The 13,600-nt window shown below is 57.7% G+C and carries 12 protein-coding genes and 1 tRNA gene; 4 read left to right on the top strand and 9 right to left on the bottom strand.

What is annotated here, in order from left to right:
- Window positions 1–62 precede the first annotated feature (62 nt).
- Together GV827_RS16185 and pth are read right to left on the bottom strand one after the other, a co-directional pair.
- Window positions 63–1,103, bottom strand: a complete 1,041-nt coding sequence (locus tag GV827_RS16185; RefSeq protein WP_164354858.1) for a DUF2332 domain-containing protein — start codon at window positions 1,101–1,103, stop codon at window positions 63–65.
- Window positions 1,100–1,801, bottom strand: coding sequence for an aminoacyl-tRNA hydrolase (pth, locus tag GV827_RS16180; protein ID WP_164354857.1), 702 nt, complete (start codon window positions 1,799–1,801; stop codon window positions 1,100–1,102). Before pth ends, GV827_RS16185 begins: the two co-directional genes overlap by 4 nt.
- A 248-nt stretch (window positions 1,802–2,049) precedes the next feature.
- On the opposite strand from pth, the gene GV827_RS24010 reads away from it, so the two are divergent.
- Complete coding sequence (locus GV827_RS24010) at window positions 2,050–3,420, top strand: DUF4214 domain-containing protein (RefSeq protein ID WP_164354856.1); 1,371 nt, start codon at window positions 2,050–2,052, stop codon at window positions 3,418–3,420.
- A gap of 77 nt (window positions 3,421–3,497) precedes the next feature.
- On the opposite strand, the gene GV827_RS16170 is transcribed toward GV827_RS24010, so the two are convergent.
- Complete coding sequence (locus GV827_RS16170) at window positions 3,498–4,169, bottom strand: 50S ribosomal protein L25/general stress protein Ctc (RefSeq protein WP_164354855.1); 672 nt, start codon at window positions 4,167–4,169, stop codon at window positions 3,498–3,500.
- A gap of 148 nt (window positions 4,170–4,317) precedes the next feature.
- Here GV827_RS16170 and GV827_RS16165 point away from each other — a divergent pair, with 148 nt between their 5' ends.
- The gene (locus GV827_RS16165) at window positions 4,318–5,460 is read left to right on the top strand and encodes an MFS transporter (RefSeq protein ID WP_164354854.1); all 1,143 of its coding nucleotides are present in this window, start codon (window positions 4,318–4,320) and stop codon (window positions 5,458–5,460) included.
- On the opposite strand, the gene GV827_RS16160 is transcribed toward GV827_RS16165, so the two are convergent.
- From GV827_RS16160 to trpA, 3 genes are all read right to left on the bottom strand, one after another.
- Window positions 5,457–6,077 (bottom strand): hypothetical protein, encoded by a 621-nt coding sequence (locus GV827_RS16160; RefSeq protein WP_164354853.1) that lies wholly within the window; start codon window positions 6,075–6,077, stop codon window positions 5,457–5,459. The two genes, GV827_RS16165 and GV827_RS16160, sit on opposite strands and share 4 nt — an antisense overlap.
- Window positions 6,078–6,100: 23 nt before the next feature.
- Window positions 6,101–7,267 carry an alpha-hydroxy acid oxidase gene (locus GV827_RS16155; RefSeq protein WP_164354852.1) on the bottom strand — a complete coding sequence of 389 codons (1,167 nt, stop codon included), beginning with the start codon at window positions 7,265–7,267 and terminating at the stop codon, window positions 6,101–6,103.
- 222 nt (window positions 7,268–7,489) lie between these two features.
- Window positions 7,490–8,281, bottom strand: coding sequence for a tryptophan synthase subunit alpha (trpA, locus tag GV827_RS16150; RefSeq protein ID WP_164354851.1), 792 nt, complete (start codon window positions 8,279–8,281; stop codon window positions 7,490–7,492).
- A gap of 215 nt (window positions 8,282–8,496) precedes the next feature.
- Between trpA and ychF the strand changes: the two genes are divergently transcribed.
- Window positions 8,497–9,594 (top strand): redox-regulated ATPase YchF, encoded by a 1,098-nt coding sequence (gene ychF / locus GV827_RS16145; protein WP_164354850.1) that lies wholly within the window; start codon window positions 8,497–8,499, stop codon window positions 9,592–9,594.
- Window positions 9,595–9,908: 314 nt separating this feature from the next.
- Here ychF and GV827_RS16140 read toward each other — a convergent pair whose 3' ends face one another.
- Window positions 9,909–10,205: a hypothetical protein gene (locus GV827_RS16140; protein ID WP_164354849.1), complete on the bottom strand. Its 297-nt coding sequence runs from the start codon at window positions 10,203–10,205 to the stop codon at window positions 9,909–9,911.
- 638 nt (window positions 10,206–10,843) lie between these two features.
- On the opposite strand from GV827_RS16140, the gene GV827_RS16135 reads away from it, so the two are divergent.
- Window positions 10,844–10,933: transfer RNA gene (locus GV827_RS16135), tRNA-Ser, on the top strand.
- Window positions 10,934–11,285: 352 nt separating this feature from the next.
- On the opposite strand, the gene GV827_RS16130 is transcribed toward GV827_RS16135, so the two are convergent.
- Together GV827_RS16130 and GV827_RS16125 are read right to left on the bottom strand one after the other, a co-directional pair.
- Window positions 11,286–12,986 carry a recombinase family protein gene (locus GV827_RS16130; RefSeq protein ID WP_328823171.1) on the bottom strand — a complete coding sequence of 567 codons (1,701 nt, stop codon included), beginning with the start codon at window positions 12,984–12,986 and terminating at the stop codon, window positions 11,286–11,288.
- Window positions 12,983–13,387, bottom strand: coding sequence for a DUF2924 domain-containing protein (locus GV827_RS16125; protein WP_164354847.1), 405 nt, complete (start codon window positions 13,385–13,387; stop codon window positions 12,983–12,985). The genes GV827_RS16130 and GV827_RS16125 overlap by 4 nt, the downstream gene beginning before the upstream one ends.
- Window positions 13,388–13,600 lie beyond the last annotated feature (213 nt).

The raw sequence follows: 13,600 nt of genomic DNA, 5'->3' as shown, positions 1-13,600 counted from the left end.
TCCTCTGAAGCCCTGTCGCAGTCAAACATAACTGACCCGGAGGGGCCAGAGGCCGAACAGATCTAACTGCCGTATGTCCAGTTGATCCAGCGGCCATGAAAATCTGCGCGGCCCAGCTCCAATGTGATATCGCCCGGCCAAAGCCGCAGTGTCAGCGCAGCGCCCACTTTGCCAGTTGTATCCCCGTCGGTTTCCATCGACAGCCACGCCAGCGGCCTGTTCGGCGTTGCCTGCGCGCCCGCGGCCTCGATCAGGGCACGGCCCCGTGCCTGTGCCTCAGCTGGAAAGTACTGCCATGCGACGGTGTGCTGAATAAGATGCAGATGCCCTTGTGGAGCACTTGCCAGACGCGGGCCAAGCCACTCGATGGCATCCCCTTGCACCGGGCGAGTCGTCGCAACAGATGCAGCCGCCCGTGTCATATTCAGCCTCTCTGGCTGGTCCGGCCAAAGATAGGCTGTCATGCGCAGCAGATGATCGCCTCGGGACGGATCAAGCGGGTTCAAATCCACGCCTGCACGGTCGGCAATCACCGGGCGTGCGTTGGGCGGCGGCGCGCCATCCCAGTCCGGGGTGAACAGCACTGCCGGCACATTTGAACCAAACCGGCCGCCCTCGATCTCAAGCGCGTAGTGATCCCACATCATGTTCAAGCCACCGCTGGCGCCTAGTTCGGACAGGTGAATGGGCAGATCGAAGTATTGCAAAGCCACGTGAGCCCCCGCGATCAGGGCCGCTGAACGGCGCACCTCGTTCGTCTGTGGCGCGCTATCGGTCCACTCGAGCAGGAAATCCTCGTGCGTGCTCAAGGCATCCAGCACCCCTTTTGTCAGAAGGTCGTCTGAAACCTGATGCGGTGGGTATAGTGCTGCCAATTCAGGTGCCGCGTTGCTCGGCACAAGGGCGTGCAACCCGCCCGCGATACGAAGCGGCAGGGAATGACCGCTGGGGCCAATGTCGCCTTCGAACGACGCGAACTTCTGGCCCAACGCAGTGTCTTCGGGCCAGTGCGCCGCGAGGATTGACAACAGTTGGCCCATAAAGGGCGAACCCATGCGCGTGCAGGTTTCGGCCTGCGATCTAAAGGCAACATTCAGGCTCATCGAAAGCGCTCCATCAGTTTCTGTAACGGTGACTTTGGGGCAGCTTCTGCGGGCGCCTGCGCGCTTTTGCGTTCAGTCTCAACCGGGTTTTGCTTTTTGGCCGGGCCTTTCGTTCCGGTGCCAGATCGGGGCGGATTCACACGCAGTGCCACTGCGTTCATGAATTTGGCAGTGTCGCCAGCCACAAGATAAGGCACGCCGTCGCTGATCCCGCGCAGAACGTCATCCAGCCACACGTCGTCCGCTTTTGGAAAATCTCGCAGCACATACCCCGGCACAGCATCCTTGTGGCCGGGATGGCCAACGCCTAGCCGCACGCGTTCATAGTCAGGACCGATATGGGCGTGCACAGACCTCAAACCATTGTGTCCGGCATGACCGCCGCCGGTTTTGCATTTAACCTTGCCGGGGGCGAGGTCGATCTCATCGTGAAAGACGATCACGTCTTCGGACGCGATCTTGTAGAACTTCATCGCGGCCTGAACCGATTGGCCAGAGTTGTTCATGAACGTCTCGGGCTTTAGCAGGACCGCACGGTCCGAACCAAAACGCCCCTCGCTGACGGACCCCTGGTGTTTGGATTTCCAAGCGCCGAACCCGTGGTCCACGGCAATCTGATCCAGCGCCATAAATCCGATATTATGCCGGTTCCGGGCGTATTTCGCACCGGGATTCCCAAGGCCGACGATCAATTTCATGGGGCTGCTCCTGCCTGTTCGCGCCGCAGTCTACCCCGCTTTGTGGCGGATTAAAATGTCGCGCGGGCCAGCAATCAAGCGGCAAGCGTCATACAACCGACGCTCTGAACAACGGTATTGCAATACACTTGCAATTGCAGTTTTTTTGCCATGATAGTGCCGCAGTCGTCTGGCTTTTAGGCTCCCTGTGGCGAGAGGGGCGAGCAGTTCCCAGATTGCCGTTCCGAGAAACCGAAAGGTGGTCCTACGTGCCGACATATACCCTTCCTGCCTACGTCATCACGGCAGACAGCAACAGCGTTCCCACGAATGCGTTCACCAGTGAAATGGAGATCGTTGCGGCCAATGCCGCGCCGACATTCAGCTATGACGTCATCCGCGTTGAGGATTTTGACGGGTTGGGCGATACCAATGTCGTCTCCCTGAACCAGAGCGTTTTTTCAAAGACCGTGAACGACGGCGCAATTATTGTCCCTGAGACCAATTATCATGCGGTCTTTGAGGTCGTCTGGGGAGGTGGCAACCGAAGCATTGTCATGTTGGCCTCTGCCAACGAAACCACGCGGGTGGGCATCGTTCTGGATGGCGACCCCTTTCCGGCCATTACCTCATTGCAGTCCTACTATGACTGGGTAGACACTTTCAGCAGTCTGTCACCGGTAACCAGTGGTCCATATGCATCGGGCCAGCAGATCAGCTTTTCCGATTTTCCTGGCGTAACTCAAACTGAAAACTTTGGAACACTTGGCACACCCGGCGACGACTACCTCGAAGGCGGGCCGGACAACGACGCATTCGATGGTTTGGGTGGAACGGATACCGCCTTCTTCGAAGGTGCACAGAGCAATTACACGCTTGAGATTTCGCAGTCTGGTTTCGTGATCGAAGATCACCGGTCCAGTGGTCAGGGGCGGGATACGCTTGCCAATGTCGAATTCCTTGATTTCGGTACCGAGATTTCGTTGCTGGGCGGCGGGCCACTTGAGCTGGCCAGATATGATGGTGCCCTCAATCTGGAAGAAAGCGAATTTCAGCAGATCATTGAGCTGTATATCGCGTATTTCAACCGTGCGCCTGATGCGGTCGGTCTTCTGTTCTGGGCCAACGCCGCGTCCGATGGATTGAGCCTGCCGGCGATGGCCGCGCTCTTTATCGATCAGGATGAGACCCGCGCCGCCTATCCAAGCAGCCTGTCTAACAGTGATATCGCGACAGTTGTCTATGATAATGTGCTGGGCCGTGTGCCTGACCAAGAAGGCTTCGATTTTTGGGTGAACGCGCTGAACAGCGGTGGGGTCAGCCGCGACCAGTTCATACTTTCGGTACTCGAAGGGGCAAAGGCGGCACCGCCATCCGGCGCATCGCAGTCCTTTATCGACCAGCAGTTGGCGGATCGTGCCTATCTGTCGAACAAGTCAGACATTGGCCAATACTTCGCTGTGAACCGCGGTATGTCCGATGTCGATAATGCAGCGGCGGTGATGGCGCTGTTCGACGGGTCAGCCTCAAGCATCACCGCTGCCGTGAATGCAACCAACCAGTATTTCGACGAAGCTCAATCAGCCGCAGATGGCGAATTCCTGATGCCGCTGATTGGTGTGCTGGACAGTCCGTTCTGATCCTGACCAAACGCAACACAAAAAAACGGGGTCGCCAATGGCGACCCCGTTCCTATTCGATCACGCTGAGCGTTGGATCAATCGTTGGACTTGTCACCGTCTGATGCACCCATTTCTGTTGTGGGCACTTCGTCTGCTGCTGTCTCATCTTCGTCTTCATCATCGGACTGAGACGCCAAACCGGAAGGTGCAGAGACCTGCGCGATCACAAAGTCACGGTCGATCGTTGGCTTGGCGCCTTCTGGCAGGTTCACATTGGAAATCGTGGCGCTATCGCCGATTTCCAGACCAGAGATGTCAACCGTGATGCTTTCAGGGATATCCGCCGCAGTCACGACCAGTTCAACTTCCGGACGGACCAGCGTCAGAACGCCACCCTTTTTCAGGCCGGGGCACTCTTCTTCGCCGGAAACTTCGACGTTGATGTAGAGGTTGATCTTGGTGGTGCGCTTGAGGCGCATGAAATCCACATGCGTCGGCAGGTCCTTGACCACGTGACGCTGCACGTCGCGGCAGATGACGCGGACGTCATCATGGCCGTCTACCTTCATGTTGAACAGGGTCGACTTGAACCGGCCCTTGCGCAGCATTGTCAGCAGTTTGTTGAACGGGATGTTGATCGGCAGCGGGTCTGTGTCGCCACCAAAAACAATCCCCGGTACCATGCCATCACGGCGTGCCTGACGAGCGGCGCCCTTGCCTGTCCCCGTCCGTACCTGGGCTTCAAGATCTGGAATCTCTCCGGCCATTTTATTTCTCCAATAGGTTAGGGCGGGACTCCTCCAAGGCTGTAGTCCCGCGTGAAGCCGTGCCTATAGACGGCTTTATGGTCCATGAAAAGGGCAAATCAGCCGCCCCGCCCTTGGCAAGGTCTGTGACCCGTGGCAAGGCCACAACATGAATGTGGTCCGTGCCTTTTACCTGTCGCGCAAGCCGGTCGCGGGCTTTTTTGCCATCGGGGCCGCATGGGCGGTGTATTTCGCCCAGATGCCGGTGATCAAGGCTAATGTGGGGGCCTCTGACGGGGCCTATGGTGCGGCGCTGTTGTTTGCGGCTTTTGGGGCTTTTGCCGCCATGTGGCTTGCCCCGGCCTGTCGCCGGTTGGCAGGGGGGATGGCAATGCCGTTTGGAATCGCTGTTCTGGCGGTCGGCATGTTCTGGGCAAGCGCCTCCACCAGTCTTCTGATGCTCACCTTCGCGATGTTGCTGGCCTCTATCGGCTCTGGCGTGATCGACGTGCTGGTCAATGCGCGGGTCTCTGAAATCGAAGAAGCAGAGGGCGTCAAACTGATGAACCTCAACCATGCGCTTTATGCCTTTGCCTACGGCGGCGGCGCGCTGCTGACCGCCGCCCTGCGCAGTGCCGAGGTGCCGCCGGTGCCTATCTTCGCCGGATTGCTGATCGTCCTGCTGGCGCTGGCGTGGTGGTCTTATGACATCCCTCCCCGGATCGATGGTGAAAACGATCCGCAGGCAGAGGGCCTTTCGGCCAAACTGGTCATCATTACAGGGCTGATCGTCCTGATGGCGTTTCTGGCAGAAGCATCGACCGAAGGCTGGTCAGCGTTGCACATCGAACGCACGTTGCAGGGCTCTGCGGGGCAGGGCGCGCTTGGCCCGGCGGTGCTGGGATTGATGATGGGCGTTGGGCGGATGGCCGGGCATTGGCTGTCCCAAAGGGTGAGAGACACCAGCCTGATGCTGAGCGCGACTATCCTGTCCGCTATTGGAATTGCGTTGGCGGGGGCAGCCCAAAGTGTGCAGATGGCCTTGATCGGTTTTGCCATCGGCGGGTTGGGTATCTCGGTGGTCGCTCCTTTGGCGCTGTCGCTGATCGGGCGATTGGTGCCTGCCTCACAGCGGCTTGCTGCGATCAGCCGGGCCTCTGTTATCGGCTATGGCGCATTCTTTTTCGGACCCCCGCTGATGGGGCTGATCTCCGAAGGTTTCGGGCTGCGGACATCTTTCATTGCCGTGGCGTTCCTGCTTGCGATTACCGCCGTTGCCCTGATCCCGGCCCTCGCGCGCCGTGCGCACTAGTCTTGCGGCGTGTGCAGATGGCCGCCCTGCGCCACCACCTCATCATAAAGCATGAAATCCGCTGCCCGGACCTCGCGTAACTTTGCGAGTATCGCTGCGTCCAAGGGGGCATCGACCTTGGGAGAGACGTTCTTGGGCGCGATCTCTACGGGATGCTGCAGGTGTTCCGAAATGAACATCAGAAATCCCTCCTGATGCGAATAGGCAAAGATATGATCCGCCATCACGCGCGTCTTGCCATCCGTCAGGAAATTGAACTGTCGCCCGATCTGGGCCCGTTCGGGCGGATCGTTACTGATCACCTCCAGCACGAACTGATCAAATGTGATGCCCTTGGTGCTTTGCTTGGTCCCGTCAAGCCGATCCTGACTGCGGTACTTGTACCAGCTTCTGATCTGCGCCACCGGTTCCCGCATCACCGCGACAGAGGCCGGGCGCACGCCAAAGGTATCCTCCAGAAAAGGAGCGATCTTGTTGGCATAGCGCGCTGCCGTGATGTGCTTGCGGCTCTTCGAGAAAACAATCTCGGCGCGCGGCTTCAGTGCCATCTCAACGGCGGTCGTCCCGGTCTTGGGAGTGGCAAGGAAGGTCAGCTTATGGCGCAGAAAGACTAACATGCGTCCGTCCTACCAAAGCATGCTCAGTCCTGCCAGCGTCCTCCGAAATCTTCGGGGATCAACAGGTTGTGTCGACCCAGGTCCGTGACCTTGGTCTCACCGCACAGAGCCATGGTCGTGTCCAGTTCCTTGTGGATGACCTCAAGGGCTGTTGTCACGCCTTTCTCGCCCATCGCGCCCAATCCATAGACGAACGCGCGGCCGATGTAGGTGCCTTTTGCACCCATCGCCAGTGCCTTCAGCACGTCCTGTCCAGACCGGATACCGCTGTCCAGATGCACCTCAACCTGATCGCCCACCGCATCCAGAATGGAGGGTAGGGCGCTGATGGAACTGACTGCCCCGTCCAACTGTCGCCCGCCGTGGTTTGAAACGACAATTGCATCCGCCCCGACCTTAAGCGCCATCTTGGCGTCTTCGGCGTCCAGAATGCCCTTCAGGATTACTTTGCCGCCCCATTCTTCCTTGAGCTTGGCAATCTTGTTCCAGTCAAGCGACGGATCGAACTGTTCCGCCGTCCATGCCCCAAGGCTGGAGGCGTCGGAAATGCCTTCGACATGCCCCACGATGTTGCCAAACTCGCGTCGCTTGGCCTGTAGCATTTCAATGCCCCACGCCCATTTGGTCATCAGGTTCGCAATGGTCTTGGGCGTTAGCTTGGGTGGGGCAGACAGGCCGTTCTTGATGTCCTTGTGTCGCTGACCAAGGATTTGCAGATCCAGCGTAATGACCAAGGCCGAGCAATTGGCGTCCTTGGCGCGCTGGATCAGGCGGCTGACGTAATCCTGATCGCGCATGGTATAAAGCTGAAACCAGAACGGAGCGCCTGTCGCCTCGGCGACGTCCTCGATGGAGTTGATCGACATCGTGGACAGCGTGAAGGGTACGCCAAAGGCTTTCGCTGCTTTCGCCGCCTTGATCTCACCATCCGCGTGCTGCATGCCAGTCAGCCCCACTGGCGCAAGGGCCACCGGCATCGCCACATCCTGACCGATCATCTTGGACGCGGTTGTGCGCCCTGACATGTCAACGGCGACCCGCTGGCGCAGGCGCAGCTTGTCAAAGTCCGAGGTGTTCTCGCGGAAAGTCTGCTCGGTCCAACTGCCGGATTCACAATAGTCATAGAACATGCGCGGGACGCGACGTTCATAAATGCGCTTGAGGTCGTAGATGTTTGTGATGGCAGGCATGGGATTCTTCCAAAATTGGTCACGTTTTCTTACCGATTGAAGGCGGCAAAAGCAAACCAAAGATAATCTCACACGCTGCCAGAGATCGCCGCGCCATCCACGGGGATCTTCCTCTGACATAGGTCATCAGGATGCCTGCGGCATATGCCTCAGACCATGCCGCCAAATTCGTTGTCGTCTGAAAAAGGGGTCAGTCGCTCGCCCCCTGCGTCAGGCCTGTGGCTACGCCGCGTGCGCCCCGTCTGACAGGGTCTTAACGAAGGCCAGTACATCGGCAACGCTGTCGCCCTTCGCAATCCGCGATACGATGGCAGAGCCTACAACCACACCGTCCGCCACTTCGGCAATCGCCTTGGACTTCTCAGGTGTGTTCACGCCAAAGCCAACGATGACAGGCAGACCGCTGGCCTTTTGGATGCGTGCCACTTCGGGCGCGACATCGCCTGCGTCTGCCTCGGCCGATCCGGTGATCCCCGTGATCGAGACGTAATAGACAAAGCCGGAGGTGTTCTGCACGACACGTGGCAGACGCTTGTCATCGGTCGTCGGTGTTGCAAGGCGAATGAAGTTCAATCCGGCTGCCTGTGCGGGCAGGCAAAGTTCACTGTCCTCTTCGGGCGGCAGATCGACAATGATCAGCCCGTCGATGCCTGCTTTCTTTGCCGCAACCAAAAATGTCTCAACACCCATGGAATAAATCGGGTTGTAATAGCCCATCAACACAATCGGCGTCGTATCGTCACCTTCGCGAAAGGTCGCTGCCATCTGAAGCGTTTTCTTCAGCGTCATGCCACCATCCAGTGCCCGCTGACCGGCCAGCTGGATCGTCGGACCATCAGCCATCGGGTCCGTGAATGGCAAGCCAAGCTCGATCACATCGACACCGGCCTCTGGCAGGCCGCGCATGACATCAAGTGCCGTGTCGTAATCGGGATCGCCCGCCATGATATAGGAAACGAATGCCTTTTTGCCTTGCGCTTTGAGGTCAGCGAATTTTGCGTCGATACGGGTCATGTCGGTGCCTTTTACTTTGCTGTCCAGTGCAATGCCCAACCTTTCAGCGGAAATCAATGTGTGACCTGCGCAGTGGGGGGGCGAATGTGGCAAATACCCGAGCTAAAATCCGAATTTTACGCGCATGAGTGGCAAGGCAGTACACCACACCCTTGCACCATGCGTGACCAAGCCCTAGGAGGGCGCCAATCAAGCAATGCGGAAAGGACGCCGTCATGGGTTTCAAAATGGGTATCGTGGGTCTGCCGAACGTCGGTAAATCGACCCTTTTCAACGCGCTCACCCGTACGGCTGCGGCGCAGGCCGCAAACTTTCCTTTCTGCACAATTGAGCCCAACGTCGGCGAGGTTGCCGTTCCGGACGCCCGCCTTGATCAGCTGGCCGAGATCGCGAAGTCCAAACAAATCATCCCCACGCGCATGACCTTCGTGGACATTGCGGGTCTGGTGAAGGGCGCGTCCAAGGGCGAAGGGCTTGGCAACCAGTTCCTTGCCAATATCCGCGAAGTGGATGCCATCGCGCATGTGCTGCGTTGCTTTGAAGATGGTGACGTCACCCATGTCGAGGGCCGCGTGGACCCAGTGGCCGACGCCGAAACAATCGATACCGAACTGATGCTGGCCGACATCGAAAGCATCGAGAAGCGTCTGCAAAACATCGTTCGCAAAGTCCGCGGCGGCGACAAGGAAGCTGTCCAGCAAGAGCGTCTGATGAAGATGGCGCTGGAAGCCTTGGAGCAGGGCAATCCTGCCCGCGTGGTCGAGGTCGATGAAGAAGACGCCAAGGCATGGCGTATGTTGCAACTGCTGACGACAAAGCCGGTTCTTTACGTCTGCAACGTAGGTGAGGCGGACGCGGCAACAGGCAATGAACATTCGACCAAGGTGGCGGAAATGGCAGCCGCGCAGGGCAATGCTCACGTTATCATCTCGGCCCAGATTGAAGAAGAAATCAGCCAGCTGGAACCTGAAGAAGCTGAGATGTTCCTAGAAGAGATGGGCCTTAAGGAAGCAGGCCTCGATCGTCTGATCCGTGCAGGCTATGAACTGCTGCACTTGGAGACCTATTTTACCGTCGGCCCCAAGGAGGCCCGCGCCTGGACAATCAAATCAGGCACCACCGCCCCCAAGGCGGCGGGTGTGATCCACGGTGATTTCGAAAAGGGATTCATCCGCGCCGAGACAATCGCGTTTGATGATTTTGTCAGCCTGGGCGGTGAGGGCCCTGCAAAAGAGGCAGGCAAAATGCGCGCAGAGGGAAAAAGCTATGTGGTCAAGGACGGGGATGTGTTGCACTTCCTGTTCAACACCTAAGGCCGCAGGCAAGAACACTTAGTCTGAAGTCACGACTTTTTCAGGGGCAACGATAGGATTTGCCACATGTTCCGTTCTCAGCTGAAAATTTTGACAGTTGGAACTGACTAAGAGCATGCCGGAAATCTGGTAGTCTGCGGATAAGTACATCGGAGTGCCGACCCGATTGCGCGAATACGCGAATACTGAATGTTCTTCCTGACCGTCCATTTGTCATAAGATCTGCTGTTTGGCGCTAACCTCAAAGGGCTAGTCTCAGATCGTGCAAAAGGCCCGGTCAGTCGACCGGGCCTCTACGCTAAGCTAATTATGATTTAGCGGCTGTCGTTGCCTTCACCATAACCACCATAGACATAGCCTTCACCGGTGGTGCGGATGGCGCTCCGCGTGGAAAAGGTTACGTCGGCATCAAAGCTGTCATCAGCGGTCGAACCGATCTGGTCACGGCCACGCTGGGCACCGTCCATATCCGTGCTGCGCACCTCATCAGAATAGACGTTTTCTGCATTCTTGCTCGTGTCAAGACGCAGGTCGTTGTACTTGGTCGATTCCGCTGCGAAAGCGGCGGTGCTGATCAGGGTAGCGGCGGCTGCTGTGATAATGAGTTTCATGTGTCGTATCCTTTCATTTCGTTGCTTTCCAAGACCAAGGCAGCGTGCCCCGTCTCGTTGTCTGCCTCCTCAACACTGCACCTGCAGAAAAAGTTTCCGCGAAATTTTGGTTGGATTTGATTTTGCGCACTGAGGATGCCCGGAAGTGGGCGTGGAGCCCCTGAAAATATTATATAAATTAAAGGTTTACGTGCGGTTTTGGATTTGAGGGAGCGCGCCATCACAAAATATTCACGGGTTTGTTATTGGCAGAATAAGCACGGTGTCGCCCAGTTTATCGCTATCTTTCGTACCAGATATCTCGCTCTTGCAGCGCGCAATACATCCTGACGCGGGCCGCGAAACACATGAATGGCTCATGCTCAATCAACATCACCAGACGCTGCTTCCCAGCTCTTCAATTGTCAGGTGCCGACTCTCCGGGCGTCGCTGATCCGAAATCTCAATCCATCCCCATCATTCTGATGATCGCGTCCTGCGCAAAGGAAAAGGTCTCAAAAATCGTTCATACCAAGTTGACCGATCCGCCAGAACGACCGCAACATGCCTTCGCACAAAGCATACCGCGCATTGCTTTTTTACATTTCTGTCGGTTTTGCCCTTGTTCAGGGGCAAATGCCCCCTGTATAGCGGTCAGCGGAGACGTGGCCGAGTGGTCGAAGGCGCTCCCCTGCTAAGGGAGTAGGCCCGGAAGGGTCTCGAGGGTTCGAATCCCTTCGTCTCCGCCACCCACATAACATATTGTTTTATAGTGACAATTCGCGCTGAATTCTGCGCGGAATTCAGGGCTTTTGCTGCGGCCTGAGTCCCAAGAGACACCTTTCTAGGGAGGATTTCAGAGGGATTCTGGGTCTGTCTCTGTTGAGCGTGGTTCGGGGTTCGGTTTTCCCTGTTAAGCAGGGAATTTACAGGGAATTTTTTAGATTTCGTGCGGATAGGGGCTTTTGCGGTCGATTTCTACCATGATTTCTGATGCTGTAAGAGTGGGTTAGAGACCAATTCCCTGCTCGGGATGGAACAGGGAATTTTCAGGTCGGAACAGGGAATTTCTTTGGTGGAACAGGGAATTTGCGGGTCGGATCAGGGAAGCGAGCCTGCTGGCGTAAATCCAAAGCAGATGGCCTGGGCATTCCAGTCCAGAGGGAGGGGCCGGGAGAGGATCGATTTGACGGTGAGTTCCTGAGGCTGCTGGCCATTTAGAATGGCTTTTTGGAGCGCGGGAGAGAGGAAGGCCAGTTGGGCGCGGGTCCGCAGGTAGGATGGTGAAACCTTCTCCTGTTGGGCGAGCTCGGTAAGGGGCGTTCCATTGCGCAAGGACTCGGTCCAGCGATGCGCTTTGTGGAGTGTGCTGATCAGAACGGGGTCAGGGCAGGGCTCAGTCTCGCCTGCCACGATCTTCATCTCAATACCACGTCGGCGCAGGGCGAAGGGTGATGTGATATTCAAGGCCTCGCTGCTGATCGCGTCCGCTGGGACATCCAGATGCTGAGCCAGCTGCGTAGCCCCCAGTTCGATGTGGAGCTTACCTGTCTCCAGATGTCCCGAAGAGATCATGTTTGGCAGGACCTTCTCGGGTGCGGACCTGAGGGTATCGATGAGGGTCGCAACTGACGTCGCAACCCGGTCCGCTGCCCGGATGTCTGGCGCGGCGAGGAGGCTGTGTCTTTGGACGCAATGTTGCAGATACGCTGCCACCATCTTTGTCACAGTGGCTTCGAAGGCCGGGGCGGGCAGGCGCCAGCCGGCGGGGTCGGGTCCTGCGGAGATCAGGCGATTGGAGACGTAATAGCGCAGCCGTCTGTCATGACGTTTCGTGTGGGTAGGTGTGAGAATATCTCCCGTCTCATCGCGTATCTTGCCAGCCAGAAGAGAAGGCGCTGCGGGGTTCCCACCCCGGGCTTTTGCGGTGGACGCGCCTCGCGGTCTGGCGCTTGCGGCTTGTAGCTTCCTCTGAACCCTGGCCCAGAGAGACTCTTCGATGACTGCGGCGTGCTGCCCGGGGAAAGTTTTGTCCTTGTGTCGTATCTTTCCGAGATAGGTTGGGTTGCGCAGCAGGTAGTAAATCTGGCCGCGGGAGAAGGGGTTGCCGCCTCGTTTACGCCCGCTGCCGTATACCCGGCGTTTGGAGCGTAGCCCAAGCCGCGCAGCTTCGGCCGTCACCTTCCTGAGGCACCCAAACCTGTCATAGAGCTGGAAGAGCTTTTTGACCGTCTCGGCTTCCCTGGCATTCACGACCAGCTGCCGCATTCCAAGATTAGGATGACGGTCATATCCAAGCGGCACGGTTCCGCCCATCCAGAGTCCTTTCTTTTTGGAGGCTGCGATCTTGTCGCGTATCCGTTCGGCCGTGACTTCCCGTTCGAACTGGGCAAAGGAGAGCAGCATATTGAGCGTGAGGCGCCCCATGCTCGTGGCCGTATTGAAGGACTGAGTGACCGATACAAAGGAGCAGCCAGCAGCATCGAGCCGATCGACAATCTTTGAGAAGTCCGAGAGCGAGCGGGTGAGGCGGTCGATCTTGTAGACGACGATCCGGTCAATGCGGCCTGCATCGACATCGCTTAGCAGGCGTTGCAGGGCAGGGCGGTCGAGGGTGCCACCGGAAAGGCCTCCATCATCATATCGGGTGGACAGGAGGGTCCAGCCTTCCTGGCGCTGGCTTGCAACGAATGCCGCACAGGCTTCAAACTGGGCATCGAGAGAGTTGAAGTCCTGGTCGAGGCCTTCCTCGGAGGACTTGCGGGTATAGACCGCGCAGCGGGTTTTGGGGCGCGGGGTCACGAACGGGACCTCCGGCTCAAGCCAAAGAAGCGCGGACCGGACCAGCGGGCACCGGTGATCTCGCGGGCGATGGCGGACAGCGACCGATGGGTCTGTCCTTTCCATCGAAACCCCTCCTGGGTGACTTCGACGACGTGGGTGACGCCGTGCCACTCTCTCAGCAAGCGCCCGCCGGGCTTGAGTGAGGAGGATGGTCTTGTCGTCTGACCGCCAGTTGCGCGCGCGAGCTTGCGGCGGAAGTCTTTTGGCAGGCCGGGCTGGCGTCTCGATTGCAGCTCAAATGCGATGAAGCGGCGGAGGAAAGGGCTGCTCAGCCCTTTGGGCGGTGGGTGGCCAAACAGTTGTCGCCAGGTGTTCAGGAGCGTGTCACGTCGTTCCTGGTCGAGGGTGTCGATCTCCATAGGTCTCTCTTGCGTTGTTTTGTACCAACACTGACGCTCGTTTCCGCGCCACAGTCCAGTCCTGTGTGAGGGCGGATATTGTGGTCTTTGGACGTCAATCAGCCCTACATGCCGAAATGCCCGAAATAAGGTGGTCGGAGCAGGTTTCTCGCCTAAATGTAGAAAAATGTTTGACATAGGGCCTATACCTTGACATGTTTGCGACGAACCCCT

Origin of the sequence: Sulfitobacter sediminilitoris (assembly GCF_010667575.1) — a bacterium.
Taxonomy (GTDB): Bacteria; Pseudomonadota; Alphaproteobacteria; order Rhodobacterales; family Rhodobacteraceae; genus Sulfitobacter; species Sulfitobacter sediminilitoris.
This window is presented reverse-complemented; position numbering and strand designations above follow the sequence as displayed.

Bases quoted from the DNA above. Each gene is read 5' to 3' on its own strand.
- GV827_RS16170 (WP_164354855.1), bottom strand. From the start codon at position 4,169: ATGGCCGGAGAGATTCCAGATCTTGAAGCCCAGGTACGGACGGGGACA.
- ychF (WP_164354850.1), top strand. From the start codon at position 8,497: ATGGGTTTCAAAATGGGTATCGTGGGTCTGCCGAACGTCGGTAAATCG.
- pth (WP_164354857.1), bottom strand. From the start codon at position 1,801: ATGAAATTGATCGTCGGCCTTGGGAATCCCGGTGCGAAATACGCCCGG.
- trpA (WP_164354851.1), bottom strand. From the start codon at position 8,281: ATGACCCGTATCGACGCAAAATTCGCTGACCTCAAAGCGCAAGGCAAA.
- GV827_RS16165 (WP_164354854.1), top strand. From the start codon at position 4,318: ATGAATGTGGTCCGTGCCTTTTACCTGTCGCGCAAGCCGGTCGCGGGC.
- GV827_RS16185 (WP_164354858.1), bottom strand. From the start codon at position 1,103: ATGAGCCTGAATGTTGCCTTTAGATCGCAGGCCGAAACCTGCACGCGC.
- GV827_RS16160 (WP_164354853.1), bottom strand. From the start codon at position 6,077: ATGTTAGTCTTTCTGCGCCATAAGCTGACCTTCCTTGCCACTCCCAAG.
- GV827_RS16125 (WP_164354847.1), bottom strand. From the start codon at position 13,387: ATGGAGATCGACACCCTCGACCAGGAACGACGTGACACGCTCCTGAAC.
- GV827_RS16155 (WP_164354852.1), bottom strand. From the start codon at position 7,267: ATGCCTGCCATCACAAACATCTACGACCTCAAGCGCATTTATGAACGT.
- GV827_RS16140 (WP_164354849.1), bottom strand. From the start codon at position 10,205: ATGAAACTCATTATCACAGCAGCCGCCGCTACCCTGATCAGCACCGCC.